The organism is Bordetella genomosp. 11, from assembly GCF_002261215.1.
Lineage (GTDB): Bacteria > Pseudomonadota > Gammaproteobacteria > Burkholderiales > Burkholderiaceae_B > Bordetella_C.
Map to the genome: position 1 here is coordinate 2,802,897 of NZ_NEVS01000004.1, position 18,814 is coordinate 2,821,710.

An 18,814-nucleotide genomic window follows, 5' to 3' on the forward strand; every position below is an offset into this window, starting at 1 on the left:
GTTCCTAGTGATGTCGCATCTAGCGGCCGTCAGGATGCCGAATCGCGCATGGCTTGCGCCAGCGCGTCCAGCGCGGCGCGCACGCGCGCCATCGCGGCATCTCGCGCCGCCGCGTCCGCCTGATGCGGCCCATGCGCCACTTCCTCGCCGTCAAGGAGCGCGACAAAGGCCGCGCCCTGCTGCTGCGTCGAATCCCGCAAATCCACCGCTTCGGATTGCATGCGACGCATCACCGCGCCCGCCGCCTTGGGATCGGCGTAGGGTATCGAGCACAAGAGTTCCTCGCCATCCGCGGCCAGCAGACGGAAACGGAAGCTGCCCGATTCATCGCGGAAGCTGACGAACCGCGGCCCCCGGGCAACAGCCTTCTTGCCGCCCTGGCCCGTGGCGGCCGGTTTCACGGCCACCAGGCGGCGCAGGCCGACCGCATCGCGCAGCCGCGCGATGAAAGGTATGGCAAGCTTGCGGGCCTTTTCCGCGCCCGCCATCAGGATGTCCTCGATGCGTTCGGGCCGGCCCATCAATTCGACATATCGCTCGCGCATCTGCGCCAGGTCGGCCTCCAACAGCTCGCACAAGGCCTGTTTGGCATCGCCCCAGCCCATGCCGTCTTCCAGCGCCTTGCGAAAAGCGCCGGACTTGTCCGCCGGCGCGAAGGCCCGGTACAGCGTGTACAGGTGCGAGTTCTCGGCGTCCTTGGGCTCGCCGGGCTGGCGCGAATCCGTCACGATGCGCATGACGGCGGCCCGCAAGGCGGACGCGCCGCCCTCGAACAGCGGAATGGTGTTGTTATAGCTCTTGGACATCTTGCGGCCGTCCAGGCCCGGCAAGGTCGCGACGTCTTCGGCGATCACCACTTCCGGCAAGACAAAATAATCGGCGCCGTATATATGGTTGAAACGCTGCGCGATGTCACGCGCCATCTCCAGATGCTGGATCTGGTCGCGGCCGACCGGCACCTTATGCGCGTTGAAGAGCAGGATATCCGCGGCCATCAGCACGGGATAGGAAAACAACCCCATGCTGATACCGTCGTCCGGGTCCACGCCCTTGGCGGTGTTCTGGTCCACCGACGCCTTATAGGCGTGCGCGCGGTTCATCAGCCCCTTCGGCGTCACGCAAGTCAGCAACCAGCAGAGCTCCGGGATCTCCGGAATGTCCGACTGACGATAGAAGGTGACGCGTTCGGGATCGAGCCCGGCTGCCAGCCAGGTGGCCGCGATCTCGAGCCGGGACCGTGCCACGCGCGCCGGATCCTCGGTGGTCTTGATCAGCGCGTGATAGTCCGCCAGGAAAAAAAACGCGTCCACGCCGGGCTGCTCGCTGGCCTGGATGGCGGGGCGGATGGCACCGGCGTAATTGCCCAGGTGGGGTGTGCCGGAAGTGGTGATACCGGTAAGGACGCGGGTATGCATGGCGTTCGCACGAATAAAACAAAGGGCAAGTTTACAGCGCCACCGTATCGCGCCGTGTCGACTCCAGGTATTCCCTGGACTGCATTTCCATGATCCGGGATACGGTACGGTGAAACTCGTTGGCCAGCGAACCTTCCGTGTACAGCAGTTCCGGCTCCACCGCGGCCGACATGATCAACTTGACGCGATGGTCGTAGAAAACATCGATCAGCCAGGTAAAGCGGCGCGCCTCGGAGGCATTGCGCGGCGCCATCCTGGGCACATCGGACAGGATCACTGCCTGGAAGCGGCTGGCCAGCTCCAGATAGTCGTTCTGCGAACGCGGCCCGCCGCACAGCGTGGCGAAGTCGAACCACACCACGCTGCCGGCCAGCGCCTTGGCTTGCAGCTCGCGATGCTCGATATGCAGCACGGGCTTTTCCGGCGGGCGGTCCGCCAGCTTGTCGAAAGCCAGCCGCAGGGCCGCGTCGGCCTCCGGTCCCAGCGGCGTATGGTAGGCCTGTACCTGCTCCAGCGTGCGCCGGCGATAATCCACCCCGGCATCGACGTTCAGTACATCCATGCGCGACTTGATCAGTGCGATCGCCGGCAGGATGCGTTCGCGGTACAGTGCTTCGGGGTACAGCTTGTCCGGCTCGTAGTTCGACGTCATCACGAAGGACGTGCCGTTTTCGAACAGCTTGAGCAGCAGCCGATGCAGGATCATCGCGTCGGCCACGTCGGAAACGTGGAACTCGTCGAAGCAGATCAGCCGGTAGCGCTTGGACACCCGCCGGGCGACTTCATCCAGCGGATCCTGCATGCCTTTGACTTCCTGCAGTTCCCGATGGACGCTGCGCATGAATTCATGGAAATGCACGCGCGTCTTGCGCACCACCGGCACCGTGGCATAGAAGGCATCCATCAGGAAGCTCTTGCCGCGCCCCACCCCACCCCACAGATACACCCCGCGCGGTACGTCGGGGCGATTCAACAGCTTTTTCAGGGCGTTGGAACGCAAGGCCTTGAACCCCACCCAGTCGTCGTAGTACTTCTGCAGGCGATCCACGGCGCGTTCCTGCGCCGCGTCGGACCGATAGCCGCGCTCGGCCAGGGCATGCTCGTAATACTCGCGGACATTCATGGGGTGTTCCCGAAAACCCAAAAAAAAAGCGGATCGTCAAAATCCGCCCGGCCGCGCCGGCGCCCCGTCATGGGGCGGCCGGCGTTGGTCCAGCCACCTTCCCGCCCCGCGCGGCCCCGCGAAGGTATCGCGGCAAGGCCGGAAGGCGAGCCCTGCCTTAGAAGTTCAGCGTACGCTTGTCCACCGCCAGCGCGGCTTCCTTGACGGCTTCCGACAAGGTCGGGTGAGCATGGCAGATGCGCGCGATGTCTTCCGCCGCGCCACGGAACTCCATGATCGTCACGGCTTCGGAAATCAGTTCCGACGCCATGGGCCCGATGATGTGCACGCCCAGGACTTCGTCGGTCTTGGCGTCGGCGATCACCTTGGCGAAGCCGGTGGTATCGCCCAGCGCGCGGGCCCGGCCGTTGGCCAGGAAGGGGAAGCTGCCGGCCCGGTATTCGCGGCCTTCGGCCTTGAGCTGCTGTTCCGTCTTGCCGACCCAGGCGATCTCGGGCGACGTATAGATCACCCAAGGCACGGTATCGAAGTTCACGTGACCATGCTGGCCGGCGATGCGCTCGGCCACCGCGACACCTTCTTCTTCCGCCTTGTGCGCCAGCATCGGGCCGCGCACCACGTCGCCGATCGCCCAGACATTCGGCAGGTTGGTCTTGCATTCGGCGTCCACCGCGACAAAGCCGCGCTCGTCCAGCTTCAGGCCGACCGTATCGGCCTTCAGGCCGTCGGTATACGGAACGCGCCCGATGGAGACGATCAGCTTGTCCACCGTCAGGGTCTGCTGCTCGCCCTTGGCGTCGGTGTAGGGCACCGTCACGGACTTGGCCGTCGCCTTGACTTCGCCGATCTTCACACCCATCTGGATGTTCAGGCCCTGCTTGGTGAAGACCTTCAGCGCTTCCTTGGCCACTTGCTGGTCCGCCGCGGCCAGGAATTCCGGCATCGCTTCCAGAATGGTGACTTCGGAACCCAGGCGGCGCCACACGCTGCCCATTTCCAGGCCGATCACGCCGGCGCCGATGACGCCCAGCTTCTTCGGCACCGCCCCGATGGACAGCGCGCCGTCGTTGGACAGGACGTTCTTTTCGTCGAACGGCAGGCCGGGCAGCGCGCGCGGCGCCGAACCGGTCGCCACGATGATGTGCTTGCCCACCAGGTCGTCCTGGGTCGGGCCCGTTACCTTGACGCCCCAGCCGCCTTCGACCTGGCCGGCGAATTCGCCTTTGCCATGGAAGAAGGAAATCTTGTTCTTCTTGAACAGGTACAGGATGCCGTCGTTGTTCTGTTTGACCACCGAATTCTTGCGCGCCACCATGGTCTCGACCTTGACGCTGGCGCCCTTCACTTCGATACCGTGCTCGGCGAAGTGATGATTCAGTTGATCGTAGTGCTCGGACGACTGCAGCAGGGCCTTGGACGGAATGCAGCCGATGTTGGTGCAGGTGCCGCCGGGCGCGGGGCCGCCCTGCGCGTTCTGCCATGCATCGATGCAGGCGACCGACATGCCGAGCTGAGCGGCGCGGATGGCCGCGATATAGCCGCCGGGGCCGGCGCCGATGACGATGACGTCAAATTGTTTGGACATGAATTTCTCGCGGGTTGGTGCGGTGCGGGCCGGCATGGTGCCGGCCGACCGACGGGGTGAGGCGCAAGGCGTTGATTCCGTCCCACGCCTGGCGGCGCCTTGGCACGCGGCCGCCAGGGGGAACCCGCGGTCCCGGGATACATCCACCGGGACCGCGTGCGCGGCTTACAGCTCCAGCAGCAGGCGTTGCGGGTCTTCCAGCGCTTCCTTCATGGCGACCAGGCCCAGCACGGCTTCGCGGCCGTCGATGATGCGGTGGTCATAGGACATGGCCAGGTAGTTGATCGGACGGATCACGATCTGGCCGTTCTCGACCACCGGACGCTCCTTGGTGGCATGGATGCCCAGGATGGCCGATTGCGGCGGATTGATGATGGGCGTGGACAGCATGGAACCGAAGACGCCGCCATTGGAAATGGAGAACGTACCGCCGGTCATTTCCTCGATGCCCAACTTGCCTTCGCCGGCGCGCTTGCCGAAGTCGCCGATGGTCTTTTCGATCTCGGCGATGCTGAGCTGGTCGGCATTGCGCAGGATGGGCACCACCAGGCCGCGCGGGCTGCCGACAGCGATCCCGATATCGAAATAGCCGTGATAGATGATGTCCTTGCCGTCGACCGACGCATTCAGCACCGGGTACTTCTTCAGCGCGGCAACGGCGGCCTTGACGAAGAACGACATGAAGCCCAGCTTGACGCCGTGCTCTTTTTCGAACTTGTCCTTGTACTTGTTGCGCAGGTCGATCACGGCCTGCATGTTGACCTCGTTGAACGTGGTCAGGATCGCGTTTTCCTGTTGCGACTGCAGCAGGCGCTCGGCAACGCGGGCACGCAGGCGGCTCATGGGCACGCGCTGTTCCGGGCGGCCATCCAGCGACAGCTGGGTCGGCGCCGGCGCGGGAGCGGCGGCGGGCTTGGCGCCGGCTTCCAGCGCATCGCCCTTGGTGATGCGGCCACCGCGGCCGGTACCGGAGACGCTGTCGGGCGAGACGCCCTTGTCGGCCAGGATCTTGGCGGCGGCGGGAGAAGCCACCGTGCTGGCGGCGGCGGCCGGCGCGGCGGCGGGTGCCGCGGCGGCAGCGGCCTGGGCGGCCTTGGGAGCCTCGGCGGCGGGCGCGGTGGGCGCGGGGGCGGCAGCCTTGGCAGCCGTGTCGATCCGGGCGATCACTTCGCCGGAGGTCACCGTGCTGCCGTCGGCCTTGACGATTTCGGCCAGCACGCCGGAAGCCGGCGCCGGCACTTCGAGCACGACTTTATCGGTCTCGACTTCGATCAGGATCTCGTCCGCCTGGACCGCTGCGCCGGGCTGCTTCTTCCAGGTCATCAGCGTTGCCTCGGAGACGGACTCGGACAGCTGGGGAACTACGACATCGGTATTGGCCATTATTTTTTCCGTAAAAGAAGATATTCGTGAGATCTACGCGCGCGGGGCCGTGTCCGCACCGGGATGCACGGCCCTGCGCCAATGCGCGCTTACTTGGTCAGCATGAAGCCCTTGTACTTGGCCGCCAGGGCCTGCTCCACCAGGGCCTTCTGCTGTTCCTGGTGCTTGGCCAGATATCCCACGGCCGGCGAAGCCGAAGCGGGACGGCCGGCATAGGCCAGCTTCTGGCCGTCGGCCATGTTTTCGTACAAGTGATGCTGCACGTAGAACCACGGCCCCTGGTTCTGCGGTTCGTCCTGAACCCAGATGACTTCGGTGGCATTGGGATACTTGCGCAGTTCCGCCTCGAACGCCTTATGGGCGAAAGGATAGAGCTGCTCGACGCGGATGATGGCGACGTTATCCAGCTCGCGTTCCTTGCGCGCGTTCACCAGGTCGTAATAGACCTTGCCCGAGCACGCCAGCACGCGCTTGACGGAAGCGCCCTTGATGCTTTCGTCGACTTCACCGATCACGGGACGGAAACCGCCACCCGCCAGGTCGGACAACGGCGAGCCGGCGTCCTTGTTGCGCAACAGCGACTTGGGCGTCAGGATGACCAGCGGCTTGCGGAACGGCCGGATCATCTGGCGGCGCAGCAGATGGAAGATCTGCGCCGCGCTCGTGGGCTGCACGACCTGCATATTGTTGTCGGCGCACAGCTGCAGGAAGCGCTCGATGCGGGCGGAAGAGTGTTCCGGGCCCTGGCCTTCGTAGCCGTGCGGCAGCATCATGGTCAGGCCGGACTGGCGGCCCCACTTGGCTTCGCCGGCACTGATGAACTGGTCGATCACGACCTGGGCGCCGTTGACGAAGTCGCCGAACTGCGCTTCCCAGATGGTGAGGGTATTCGGTTCGGCGCTGGAGTAGCCGTACTCGAAGCCCAGCACCGCCTCTTCGGAAAGCACCGAGTCGATGACGACGAACGGCGCCTGGCCTTCCGACACGTTCTGCAGCGGGATATAGGTGCCGTCGTTCCAGCGTTCGCGGTTCTGGTCATGCAGCACGGCATGGCGGTGCGTGAACGTGCCGCGGCCCGAATCCTGGCCGGTAATGCGGATGGCATAGCCCGACGACACCAGGGTCGCAAAGGCAAGGTGCTCGCCCATGCCCCAGTCCAGGTTCAGCTCGCCGCGCGCCATGGCGCGGCGGTCGTTCAGCAGGCGAGCCACCAGCGGATGGACCGTGAAGCCTTCCGGCACGGTGGTGATCCGTTCACCGATGCGCTTGAGTTCGGCCAGCGGCACGCCGGTGTCGGCCTGGTCCGTCCACTTCGCACCCAGGAAGGGCGACCAGTCGATCGCGTACTTGCTCTTGTAGTCGGTCAGCACCGGTTCGATGGTGCGATGGCCGTCTTCCATCAGCTGGCGGTAATCCTTGACCAGTTGATCGGCATCGGCGTCCGTGATGATGCCCTGCGCCACCAGCCTGTCGGCGTAGGCCTTGCGGGTACCGGGATGATGGCTGATCCGCTTGTACATCAGCGGCTGCGTCAGCGACGGCGTGTCCTGTTCGTTGTGGCCCAGCTTGCGGAAGCAGACGATATCGACCACGACGTCATGGTGGAACTGGGCGCGGTAGTCCAGCGCCAGGCGCGTCACGAAGACCACGGCTTCGGGATCGTCGCCGTTCACGTGGAACACCGGCGCCTCGATCATCTTGACCACGTCGGTGCAATACAGCGTGGAGCGCGAATCGCGCGGATCGGAGGTGGTAAAGCCGATCTGGTTGTTGATGACGATGTGCAGCGTGCCGCCCGTGCCGTAGCCGCGTGTCTGCGCCAGGTTCAGGGTTTCCATCACCACGCCCTGGCCGGCGAAGGCGGCATCGCCGTGCACCAGCACCGGCAGGACCTGCATGCCTTCATGGTCGCCGCGGCGCTCCTGGCGGGCGCGGACACTGCCCTCGACCACCGGGTTGACGATCTCCAGGTGCGAGGGGTTGAAGGCCAGGGACAGGTGAACCGGGCCGCCACGCGTGGACAGGTCGCTGGAGAAGCCGTTGTGGTACTTCACGTCGCCGTCGCTCAGGCCTTCGGCGTGCTTGCCTTCGAACTCCGCGAAGAGGTCGCCGGGCATCTTGCCCATGATGTTGACCAGCATGTTCAGGCGGCCGCGGTGGGCCATGCCGACCACGATTTCCTGCACGCCGTTTTCGCCGGCGTGGTTGACCACCTCGTCCATGGCCGCGATGAAGCTTTCCCCGCCTTCCAGCGAAAAGCGCTTCTGGCCCACGTATTTGGTGTGCAAGAAGCGCTCGAGACCTTCGGATTCGGTCAGTTGCTGCAGGATATGGCGTTTATGTTCCGCGGAGACCGGGGGCGCGCTGAGGGTCGATTCCAGCCGTTCCTCGATCCATCGCTTGACCGCCGGATCCGAGCAATGCATGAATTCGGCGCCGATGGTGCGACAGTAGGTGTCGCGCAGGTTCTTCAGGATGTCGCGCAGCGTCATGGTGCTGGCGGTCGTGAAGTAGGTGTTGGTCGCGGAATAGACCTGGTCCAGATCGGCTTCCGTCAGGCCGTAGAACGCCGGATCCAGTTCGGGAATCGTCGGCCGTTCCTGCCGCTTGAGCGGGTCCAGGTCGGCATAGCGCGAGCCCAGCGTGCGATAGGCGCCGATCAGCTGCTGCACCGAAATCTGCTTGGACGCGACGGAAAGGTCCGGCTCCTGGGCGCGATGCACGAAACCGTTGGTGCGCGCGCGCTGCGCGAACGAGGCAACGATGGGAGCGTGGGCTTGGTCGCGGGTGCTTTCCTGGCCATCGGTGGCGGGCAGGTGCTGCAGCGAATCGAAATAGCTGCGCCAGTTATCCCCGACGGAAGCAGGATTGTCGAGATAAGCTTCGTAGAGCTCTTCGACGTAGGGAGCGTTGCTCCCGAACAGATATGAGGTGGACTTGGATTCGATCTCTGTGGACATATAACGCTTCACCTTACCGGGTGCTTCACCCGTTGCGATGCAGGAAAACCTTCCGCGACACGGCTCAACCGGTTGGCGGATAGCGGGGGCAGAAGGCACGTACAAGCCTTGATAGCCGTATCAAAGCAGTATAGCGCTTTGTATGACCGGCCGCGCGGCGACCCTACCGCGGGATCGAAGGGGCGCGTCCGACTGCCACATTTTGCGCATATTTCGTGGCAGGACGGAGACAAACCGGCCGGTTCAGGCACCGGTCAGGCGGCGAGATGGGCGGCCAAGGGTGTACGAGGCGTATAGCCGCGGCGAATTTACGCCGCGCTGCAACAAGCTTCCGCTGGCGCTTTCTGATGAAATACGCGGTCGGCCCGCTCACGTCGCCACGCCTGCGTCCGCAACCTGGACCGCCCCGCCCCGATCACGGGCGCCCCGCGACACCGATCCGCCCGACCGCCGCAGCCGCCGCGCCTCGCCGCGCGCGCCCGGCGGTCCGCACCTGGCACCGTTTCCCCTTTCCCTGATAAAGGCTGTACCGCAATGGACGACACCCTCACCAAACTGGCCCTGGATTATCACGCCTTCCCCACGCCGGGCAAGATATCCGTCATGCCGACCAAAACCCTGGCCAACCAGGATGACCTGTCGCTGGCCTATTCGCCCGGCGTGGCCGCGGCTTGCATGGCCATCCACGCCAATGGCGACGAGGCAGCATCCAAGTACACCTCGCGCGGCAACCTCGTGGGCGTGATCACCAACGGCACGGCGGTACTGGGCCTGGGCAACATCGGGCCGCTGGCCGCCAAGCCCGTCATGGAAGGCAAAGGCTGCCTGTTCAAGAAATTCGCCGGCATCGACGTCTTCGACATCGAACTGGCCGAAACCGACCCGGACAAGCTGGTCGACATCATCGCGGCGCTGGAGCCGACGCTGGGCGGCGTCAACCTGGAGGACATCAAGGCGCCCGAATGCTTCTATATCGAAAAGAAGCTGCGCGAACGCATGAAGATCCCGGTCTTCCATGACGATCAGCACGGCACGGCCATCATCTCGTCGGCGGCCATCCTGAACGGCCTGAAAGTCGTGGGCAAGCGCATGGACCAGGTCAAGCTGGTGTGCTCGGGCGCCGGCGCGGCGGCCATCGCCTGCCTCGATATGCTCGTACAGCTGGGCATCCGCCAGGAAAACATCTTCGTGACCGACTCGCGCGGCGTCATCTGGGAAGGCCGCGAGCCCAACATGGAGCCCAACAAGAAACGCTACGCGCAGAAGACCGACACGCGCACCCTGGCGGATATCGTCAAAGGCGCCGACGTTTTCCTGGGCTGCTCCACCGCGGGCGTGCTGACCGCCGACATGGTCAAGACCATGGCGGAACAGCCCCTGATCCTTGCCCTGGCCAATCCGGATCCGGAAATCCGCCCGGAAGTCGCCAAGGCGGCACGGCCGGACTGCATCATCGCCACGGGACGTTCGGACTACCCCAACCAGGTCAATAACGTGCTGTGCTTTCCCTTCATCTTCCGCGGCGCCATGGATGCCGGCGCGACCCGCATTACCGAAGAGATGAAGCTGGCCGCCGTAAAGGCCATCGCCGAACTGGCCGAAGCCGAGCAGAACGACGAAGTGGCGCGGGCCTATGCCGGACAGGAGCTCAGCTTCGGGCCGGACTACATCATCCCCAAGCCTTTCGACCCGCGCCTGATCGTCAAGATCGCGCCGGCCGTCGCCCAGGCCGCGGCCGATTCCGGCGTGGCGCTGCGTCCCATCCAGGACATGGAGGCCTACCGCCAGAAGCTGATGGGCTTCGTGTACCACTCGGGCCCGCTGATGCGGCCGCTTTTCCATCAGGCCAAGCAATCGCCCAAGCGCGTTATCTACGCCGACGGCGAGGACGAGCGCGTGCTGCGCGCGGTGCAGACGGTCGTCGACGAGAAGCTGGCCCGTCCCATCCTGGTGGGACGTCCGTCCGTCATCGAAATGCGCATCCGCAAGTTCGGCCTGCGCCTGGCTGCCGGCGATGACATCGAGATCGTCGACCCCGAGGACGACGATCGCTTCAACGAAACCTGGAGCGGCTACTACAAGATGCGCGGCCGCCAGGGCGTCACGCCGGCCATCGCCAAGGCGATGGTGCGCAAGCACAACACGCTGATCGGCGCCATGCTGCTGCAGCGCGGGGACGCGGACGCGCTGCTCTGCGGTGTCGGCAGCCGCTACGACAACCAGCTGAAGTACGTCGACGAAGTCATCGGACGCAAGCCGGGCACCCAGGCATACGCGGCGCTGAACGTGCTGATGCTGCCCGACCAGACGCTGTTCATCGCGGACACGCACGTCAACGAGGACCCGACCGCCGAGGAAGTGGCCGACATCGCCATCCAGGCGGCCGACGAAATGCTGCGCTTCGGTGTAGTGCCGAAAATTGCGCTGCTGTCGCATTCGAACTTCGGCAGCCGCAGCACGGCGTCCTCCAGCAAGATGGCCCGGGCGCGCCAATTGGTTTCCGAACGCGCGCCGCAGCTGGAAGTGGATGGCGAAATGCACGCCGATGCGGCGCTGTCCGAATCGATCCGCATGGCGTCCTATCCGGACAGCTCGTTGAAGGGGCCGGCCAACCTGCTGATCATGCCCAACCTGGATACCGGCAACATCACCTACAACATGCTGAAGATGACCGGCAGCCGCGGCATCGCGATGGGCCCGATCCTGCTGGGCGCGGCGCGTCCCGTGCATATCCTGACCAACAGCGCGACGGTGCGCCGCATCGTCAACATGACGGCGCTGGCAGTGGTCGATGCGCAGCAGGAAGCGGCGGAGGCCGCGAAGCGGCGCTGATGCTCCCGCGGCGGCAAGACCGCGCCCGTGCCGGGTGCGGTCTTGCCGCCGCCATCTCTGCCCGTAACCCGGCTCTTCGCGCGCGCAGCCGAAACCGGTGTATCGCATGGGCCATGCAGGGGGAACGTGTGCGCCGGTTTCCGTACTCACCGGGCTGGCCGCCGTATCGCGCGACGCGATACACCCGAATGAACCTGCCCCATCGGATTGCCATGCTTACTGGTATAAGCCCTTTTAGTTCGCAGATCCGGACGCCTTCCGAACCTGTTGTTAAACCAGATCTCGCTTTATCAGGCAAGGCCGCCGAAGAACTGAAAGCGCTAGCCGAGGCATACCACCTCAGTGAGAAGGGCACCCTGGCCCTGACCCAATGGACCTGCTGGCTGTCCTATGCCACCGCACAATCCAAGACTCTCCATCTTACGGCCGATCCCGGCTGGAAACTTGTCTTGCCCATCGACAAGAAACACGCACAGGAACACCTCTACCAACTGCTTCTGCGCGCCGGTGAGCCGCAAGATACTGCGCTGGAAACGGCAATGGCGTGCTATCCGTTCATGTATGCGCCCATATTGGAATCGCGCTTGCTGCCCAGGCCGCTGAAATGTGTGCAGCGGCCGCAGGATGGCATCGCCGATTTCGCGGCAAAAGACCTTCCCGCACACGCAGTGCCGTTTGCAAGCCTGCCCGCCTGGGCCAGGGAGGTCGCCCTCTTTGCCACAGACCTGACGGGGAAATCGCTTGCCGGCGTGGAGGGGCTCAACGGCCTGGATTTAAGCCACTTAAGCGCCTATGGCACCGACTTCAGCGATCGCGATCTGCGGAATTCCGACTTTTCTCATACGGATATGCGTCGCGCGAATACATCCCGCGCCTACGTTGACGGCAATCGCATGCAGGGCGCGATAACAACGCCGATCGATGCACCAACAAGGCAGTTCGATGGCAGCCTGGAGCGATCCTATCCCCGCCCTAGCCTGTTCGATCCCGCTCAAGGCGTGATGGATCTTCATAAGGTGGAAAAAGAAGATTTCCTCCATGACAGGGAAATCCTGCAGGTTCTTCCCATCGCGAGCACCCGTCAGGCCGGGGGGATCGATATCGGCTATACCGCCGATGGCAAGTCCATCATCCAGCAACAGACCGTATGGGGCAGCTCGGCCGCGGCCTCCGCCATGTTGATCGCCGACCAGGGTGGCGAGATAGACGTGGAGCAGCTATCAGAACGCGGCTACGCCGACGATAAGCAAGTGCAATCGGACATCGCTGCCGCTGGCATGCGCCCAGTCACGTGGCAAGCCGGCTCCGTCGGCATGCTGGCGGATAGGCTTGCCGCGAAAGGCCCGGCGATCATCAGCCTGGACGACGAGATCCGGGGGCATCACGTCATTGTCGATACGATCGACCTTACGCGCCACGTGGCGCGGCTACGCGATCCCCACCATGGCTGGGCGGTCGTTGTGCCCCTGGTCTCGTTCACCAGCCGATGGCGGGACCCCAACCCCGTCATCACCCAGATCGCGCTTCCCGACCCGGAGTCTATCTCGCTGCATTCCCGGCTGCGCACACTTCGGCCATAGGTGCCGCGGGCGATCGATCGCGCACACTCGCGCGCATAGTCTTCCAGGAGATTGCCTCTTGCGGTACAACGTAGGGCGAACCGCGGCGCAATGCCGCGTGTCATGGAGCACGTATGCTGACCGACGCCCTGCTCGCCTGGCTGCACTTCCTGGCAATCTTCACCCTGATCGTCCCGCTTGCCGCCGAGACGGTATTGCTGCGGCCCGACATGCCGGCATCCGTCGTACGGCGCCTTGCCAACTACGATCGCCTTTACTTGGCGTGCGCAGTGGCGGTCGTCGCGACAGGCCTGCTGCGGCTTTTCTATGGCGCCAAGGGCGTATCCTTCTATCTGCCCAATCCCTGGTTCCACGCCAAGATGGGGCTGTTCGTCCTTATCGCACTACTATCGCTGCGCCCGACTGTCGCCTTCTTGAAATGGCGGCGCCAGGCCCGCATGCTGCCGGGTTTCGTGCCGACCAATACCGAGATCAAGCGCATCCGCCGCTGGGTCATGATCCAGGTACACCTGTTCGGCTTCCTCCCTTTGTTCGCCGTCCTCATGTCGCGCGGCATCGGCCGCTGATGGACGCATAGCGGCGGGAACCATGGCGGCCTCGGTCGTTTATCGAACCGCGGGCGCGAAACCGCTGCCGCATCGCCAACACCAAGCTTGCCACGTGTTTCAACCTGGGTAGCGAGCAGCGCTCGCTTGCCGACCACGCGAGGCAAACTCCCCATGCCCGGTCCCATCCAGTCCGCCATCACCGGCCTCGGTCCTGCAGATCCGCCGCCGGCACCCCCGCCCAGGTGAAAGCGGCCGGGCCGGCGGAAATCGGCATATTCGACCTGGATATGGGCAACCACAGCATCATCCTGGACGGCAGCAAAGCCCACGTGCGCGACCCGTATCACGGCTGGGCGATCACCATTTCCTTGAACGCGCTGACCAGCCGCATCCGCTTTCCCGATCGCATCATCCAGGCGCTACGGCCGCAGATGGAACAGCCTTGACCCCCGCGCCACGAAACTCGCTCTCCCATCCAGGGAAAGCGGCTCATCCGGGCTTGCCTTTCCCCCAACGCAGGCACGGTCACCATGCAGCTTTCTCTCGCCACTTTCATCCCATGCATCGAGGCCCGATCCAGCGATGCGGACCCCGCCGACAACCTGGCTCGTCGAATCGAGAATACCGTCCGCTCCGTGGCCAAAACAGCCAGGCTGGGCCGCGATGGACAACAGGCTCTGCTGCGATGGTCCGTCTGGGCGGCCTATGCCACCGCGCTGGACGTCTACGACCCTCACCTAAGCCAGCAACCGGGCTGGCGCATCGTCCTGCCGATCGACGACGTGGGCTGCAAGCAGAAACTGCACCGGCTGCTGCTGCGCGCCGGCGAATCCGCGCAGACGGCCCAGGATGCCGTCGACACGTTCTACAAAAACAATCCGATTCCGACGCTACGCGAGGTCATCGAGGCGATCGATGGCAACGCATGCTCTTCGCCCGCAGTCGGCGCCTCGCTGCGCGAGACGGCATGGCGGGAATGGCACAGAAGATTGCCCCAGACTGACCTGCCGGAACAAATCGTCCCCTTCGAAATGCTGCCGGCACCGTTCAGGGAAGTCGCCTTGTCCGCTGCCGATCTGACAGGCAAGGACTGCCGCAACACGCCCGGGCTGGCCCGGCTGGACTTGAGCTATTTGTATGCGCCCGATGCGGATTTCCAAGGTTGCGATCTAAGCGACTCCAATTTTTTCGAGGCAAATCTCAGCGGCAGCAATCTCACGAACACGAAAATCCGCGGCACCATCCTTCCGGCTACAGCCTGGAAAGGCGCAACCGGCACGTCTGCCTCGCTGCCTCGGCCTTCGGCGCCGCCACGATATCCGGAGACCGCGCAAGATGACTACGCTCCCATGGAGCCTATGCCCGCATGGCGCGAGGGGATGCTGATATAGGAAAGGACGATATTTTCCAAAGACCGTACCGCTTGCCATGCTTCCACTTCTGTCATCCATCATCCCCTGCATCTCATCGCGCCACGAGGCCGACCGACCGCGCCTGATGGCTTCGAGCGCCGCCACCGAAGAACTGCAATCGCTTGCCAGCAAGTGCGGGCTCGGTACCAAGGGAACCCGGGCCCTGCTGCAATGGACGTGCTGGCTTTCCTATGCCGCCACGCAGGCCAGGGACCCGCATATCCGGCATGTCCCCGGCTGGGACATCATCCTTCCCATCGATACCGCGCATGCGCAGGAGCACCTTTATCAACTGCTCTTGCGCGCTGGGGAGTCCAGGCAAGTCGCCCTGGCAACGGCAATGCAGTGCTATCCCGGCGCGGGGTCCCAGTGCATGGAGTCGCCTTTACCGAAGCCCTTGCAGGGCTTTCCGCAGGGCATGTCCGCCTTCACGACCCTGGACCTTCCCTGCCACGCCATCCCGTATGAAAGCCTGCCCACGTGGGCCAGGGAGAATGCCCTCTATGCCGCCGACCTGACGGCAAGGTCACTTTCCGGATTGACCGCGCTTGCCGGTCTCGATCTGCGTTTTCTAAACCTATATTGTGCCGACCTCGACGGCCTCGATCTGCAGCACTGCGATTTCCTGCATACGGATATGCGGGGCACGCACATACGCGGCACGAATATCGATCGCGCCGTCATGGACAGCTCCATAGGCAGCCGGGTCAACGGCAAGCTGATCCGATCCTATGCCCCCGCCTCCCCAGCGGACACCCGGCGCGGCAACGCCGTCCTTCGCGAGGACAAGGTGGATTTCTTCCACGATAGAGAGATCCTGGACATTTTCCCTGTTCAACGCATCGATAGCGTGGGCGGAGTGATCATCGGCTACCTGGAGGACGGCAGGTCGGTTATCCAGCAACAAGGCCGGTTCGCCTGCCCGGCCGGCGTTTCCGCCATGTTAAGCGCGGACCACGGCGGCAAGATAAACACGGACAGGCCATGGCGCCACAGCCCGGCGGATCCGGATCAAGTCCTGCGGCACCTCGAAGGTGCCACGGACTATATCCCCGTCACATCGCGCCCCGGCACCGTCGAAGCGCTGGCGGAGCAACTGGACAAGCACGGTCCGGCTGTCGTTTCCGTCAACTGCGAGATCGGAAACCATCTCGTCATTGTGGATGCGATCGACCTGAAAGCGCATACCGTGGCGCTGCGGGATCCTTATCACGGTTGGGCGATCCTGGTACCCCTCATTGCATTCACCAGCCGATGGGTGGCCGGCACGGACGGCAGTATCGTCCAACTCTCGGCGCACACCGCGCAAGCATCCCTGCCCCCGTCGGCGTGGGCATGATCCATCCGCGAGGCAACGCACACGGAGATCGCCGGGGTCCCTCGCAATCGCGACACGCCAGTCCCACGCACGAACTTGAACGGAGCTGCCTTCATGCCGCCCCTCTTCTCCATCCCCTGGCCTGGATTGCGGACGAATGGCGAGCCGCGCGGCGGCGCCCTTTTTCCCGCGTGGCGCGACGCCCGGAAAGAACAAGGGCCGCGCTAGCGCGGCCCCGCATTCACCCCATAAGGGCCGCCACCCGCCTCGCGGCCGGCGCCCTCGGATTGCTTACTTCTTGCGCTTGATGTCGCGCGCGGGCGAACCCGTGAACAGCTGGCGGGGACGGCCGATCTTGTAATCGGGATCGGTCAGCATTTCATTCCACTGGGCGATCCAGCCCACGGTGCGAGCCAGGGCGAAGTTGGCCGTGAACAGCGCGGTCGGCACGCCGATGGCGCGCTGCACGATGCCCGAATAGAAGTCCACGTTCGGGTACAGCTTGCGATCCACGAAGTAGGAGTCTTCCAGCGCGATGCGTTCCAGCTCCATGGCCAGCTTGAACAGCGGATCGTTTTCCAGGTTCAGCGCGGCCAGGACTTCCTTGCACGTCTGCTGCATCAGCTTGGCGCGCGGGTCGTAGTTCTTGTACACGCGATGGCCGAAGCCCATCAGGCGAACGCCCGAGTTCTTGTCCTTGACCTTCTCCATGAACTCGCCGACCTTGGCGACGCCGCCGTTGGCCTGCAGTTCTTCCAGCATCTGCAGGCAGGCTTCGTTCGCTCCGCCGTGGGCAGGGCCCCACAGGCAGGCCACGCCGGCGGCAATGGCGGCGAAGGGATTGGTACCCGACGAGCCGCACAGGCGCACGGTGGACGTCGACGCATTCTGCTCGTGATCGGCATGCAGGATGAAGATGCGGTCCAGCGCGCGCTCGACGACTTCGTTCACCTTGTAGTCCTCGCAAGGCGTCGCGAACATCATGCGCAGGAAGTTGCCGGTGTACGACAGGTCGTTCTGCGGATAGATGAAAGGCTGCCCTTGCGAATATTTGTACGCCATGGCGACCAGGGTCGGCATCTTGGCGATCAGGCGGATCGCCGAAATGTGGCGATGCTGCGGATTCGTGATGTCCAGCGAGTCGTGATAGAACGCCGACAGCGCGCCCACCAGCCCGGTCAGCACCGCCATCGGGTGCGCGTCGCGGCGGAAGCCACGCAGGAAGAAATGCAACTGCTCGTTCACCATGGTGTGATGCGTCACCTGGGAATCGAAGTCTTTCTTCTGCTCGGGCGTGGGCAGTTCGCCGTTCAGGATCAGGTAGCAGACATCCAGGAAATCGCAGTTCACCGCGAGTTGCTCGATGGGATAGCCGCGATACAGCAGTTCGCCCTTGTCGCCGTCGATATAGGTGATCGCCGAAGAGCAGGCCGCCGTCGACATAAAGCCCGGATCGTACGTGAACATGCCCGACTGGCCGTAGAGCTTGCGAATGTCGATAACGTCCGGACCTACCGTACCCTGGTAAATCGGGAACTCAATCGGAGCGCTGCCGTCCGAGAACGTTAGGGTGGCTTTTTTGTCTGACTGTTTCATCGTGCATTCCTCTCAAAGTTACAGCTCGCGCATCTTGGCGATGATTCCGCGTAGCCTCGGCGTATCCAGCTCACCTTCAGGTTCACTTCGCGCCAATAGCAGGTCGAGCAGGTCGTTGTCGCCCAGTTCGAACAGCTGCGTCAGCGCCGTTACATCGGCGTCGGTCAGTTGCGACTCGTACGCATCCAGGTACTTCGTAATGATGAGGTCATTCTCGAGCAGACCCCGGCGCGCCCGCCAACGCAGGCGGGCACGCTCCAGTTCGGAAAGTCCGACCACGTTACTCCCCCAGCCGCCGATTTGCGACATGCACCGGGACCGAGGGCGCGCGCGTACTCATCACTAGACCGTCCGACGGACCATCAGTTCCCGGATCTTGCCGATAGCCTTCGTCGGATTCAGACCCTTGGGACAGACGTCCACGCAATTCATGATGGTGTGGCAACGGAAGAGCCGGTACGGATCCTCGAGGTTGTCCAGGCGGTCGCCGGTGGCTTCGTCGCGGCTGTCCGCGATGAAGCGATAGGCCTGCAGCAGGCCGGCCGGGCCGACGAATTTGTCCGGATTCCACCAGAAAGACGGACACGACGTCGAGCAGCATGCGCACAGGATGCACTCGTACAGGCCATCCAGCTCTTCGCGCGCCTCCGGCGACTGCAGGCGCTCGCGTTCGGGCGGCGGCGTGTCGTTGATCAGGTAAGGCTTGATCGAGTGGTACTGGTTGAAGAAGTGCGTCATATCCACGATCAGATCGCGGATCACGGGCAGGCCGGGCAGCGGCTTCAGGACGATGGGTTCCTTCAGTTCGCGCAGGTTCGTGACACAGGCAAGCCCGTTCTTCCCATTGATGTTCATCGCATCCGAACCGCACACGCCTTCGCGGCAGGAACGGCGCAGGGCGAGGCTGTCGTCGACGTCGTTCTTGATGCGGACGAGCGCGTCCAGCAGCATTTTGTCCGTCGGCTGGAGTTCGACCTCCAGCTTCTGCATATAGGGACGCTCGTCCTTGTCGGGATCGTAGCGGTAGATCTCGAATTTCACGATTCGCTTGGTGCTCATGCC

14 protein-coding genes are annotated in these 18,814 nt (G+C 63.9%); 6 read left to right on the forward strand and 8 right to left on the reverse strand.

The features are described 5' to 3' along the window. Positions 1–29 precede the first annotated feature (29 nt). The 5 genes from CAL28_RS20320 to CAL28_RS20340 form a co-directional block, all read right to left on the reverse strand. Positions 30–1,415 (reverse strand): tryptophan--tRNA ligase, encoded by a 1,386-nt coding sequence (locus tag CAL28_RS20320; RefSeq protein WP_094843041.1) that lies wholly within the window; start codon positions 1,413–1,415, stop codon positions 30–32. A gap of 31 nt (positions 1,416–1,446) precedes the next feature. Next, on the reverse strand, positions 1,447–2,538 hold the full coding sequence (gene zapE, locus CAL28_RS20325; protein ID WP_094843042.1) for a cell division protein ZapE: 1,092 nt from the start codon (positions 2,536–2,538) through the stop codon (positions 1,447–1,449). 157 nt (positions 2,539–2,695) lie between these two features. Next, positions 2,696–4,123 carry a dihydrolipoyl dehydrogenase gene (gene lpdA, locus CAL28_RS20330; RefSeq protein ID WP_094843043.1) on the reverse strand — a complete coding sequence of 476 codons (1,428 nt, stop codon included), beginning with the start codon at positions 4,121–4,123 and terminating at the stop codon, positions 2,696–2,698. A 165-nt stretch (positions 4,124–4,288) separates the two neighbouring features. Then, positions 4,289–5,506: a 2-oxoglutarate dehydrogenase complex dihydrolipoyllysine-residue succinyltransferase gene (gene odhB, locus CAL28_RS20335; RefSeq protein WP_094843044.1), complete on the reverse strand. Its 1,218-nt coding sequence runs from the start codon at positions 5,504–5,506 to the stop codon at positions 4,289–4,291. A gap of 89 nt (positions 5,507–5,595) precedes the next feature. After that, positions 5,596–8,466 (reverse strand): 2-oxoglutarate dehydrogenase E1 component, encoded by a 2,871-nt coding sequence (locus CAL28_RS20340; RefSeq protein WP_094843045.1) that lies wholly within the window; start codon positions 8,464–8,466, stop codon positions 5,596–5,598. Positions 8,467–9,000: 534 nt separating this feature from the next. On the opposite strand from CAL28_RS20340, the gene CAL28_RS20345 reads away from it, so the two are divergent. From CAL28_RS20345 to CAL28_RS20370, 6 genes are all read left to right on the forward strand, one after another. Beyond that, on the forward strand, positions 9,001–11,298 hold the full coding sequence (locus CAL28_RS20345; protein ID WP_094843046.1) for an NADP-dependent malic enzyme: 2,298 nt from the start codon (positions 9,001–9,003) through the stop codon (positions 11,296–11,298). 188 nt (positions 11,299–11,486) lie between these two features. Beyond that, positions 11,487–12,878: a pentapeptide repeat-containing protein gene (locus CAL28_RS20350; RefSeq protein WP_141218220.1), complete on the forward strand. Its 1,392-nt coding sequence runs from the start codon at positions 11,487–11,489 to the stop codon at positions 12,876–12,878. 113 nt (positions 12,879–12,991) lie between these two features. Beyond that, the gene (locus CAL28_RS20355; RefSeq protein WP_094843048.1) at positions 12,992–13,444 is read left to right on the forward strand and encodes a DUF2214 family protein; all 453 of its coding nucleotides are present in this window, start codon (positions 12,992–12,994) and stop codon (positions 13,442–13,444) included. Between the two features lie 269 nt (positions 13,445–13,713). After that, positions 13,714–13,872, forward strand: coding sequence for a hypothetical protein (locus CAL28_RS29825; protein WP_176464048.1), 159 nt, complete (start codon positions 13,714–13,716; stop codon positions 13,870–13,872). Between the two features lie 84 nt (positions 13,873–13,956). Then, positions 13,957–14,817: a pentapeptide repeat-containing protein gene (locus tag CAL28_RS20365; protein ID WP_094843050.1), complete on the forward strand. Its 861-nt coding sequence runs from the start codon at positions 13,957–13,959 to the stop codon at positions 14,815–14,817. 106 nt (positions 14,818–14,923) lie between these two features. Then, a complete protein-coding gene (locus CAL28_RS20370; RefSeq protein WP_176464049.1) occupies positions 14,924–16,177 on the forward strand; it encodes a pentapeptide repeat-containing protein in 1,254 nt (417 codons plus the stop codon). A 270-nt stretch (positions 16,178–16,447) separates the two neighbouring features. Here the strand turns inward: CAL28_RS20370 and CAL28_RS20375 are convergent, their stop codons facing one another. The 3 genes from CAL28_RS20375 to CAL28_RS20385 form a co-directional block, all read right to left on the reverse strand. Continuing rightward, on the reverse strand, positions 16,448–17,752 hold the full coding sequence (locus CAL28_RS20375; protein ID WP_094843052.1) for a citrate synthase: 1,305 nt from the start codon (positions 17,750–17,752) through the stop codon (positions 16,448–16,450). An 18-nt stretch (positions 17,753–17,770) separates the two neighbouring features. Further along, the gene (locus CAL28_RS20380) at positions 17,771–18,031 is read right to left on the reverse strand and encodes a succinate dehydrogenase assembly factor 2 (protein WP_094844743.1); all 261 of its coding nucleotides are present in this window, start codon (positions 18,029–18,031) and stop codon (positions 17,771–17,773) included. Between the two features lie 63 nt (positions 18,032–18,094). After that, the gene (locus CAL28_RS20385; protein ID WP_066638851.1) at positions 18,095–18,811 is read right to left on the reverse strand and encodes a succinate dehydrogenase iron-sulfur subunit; all 717 of its coding nucleotides are present in this window, start codon (positions 18,809–18,811) and stop codon (positions 18,095–18,097) included. Between the last annotated feature and the right edge of the window lie 3 nt (positions 18,812–18,814).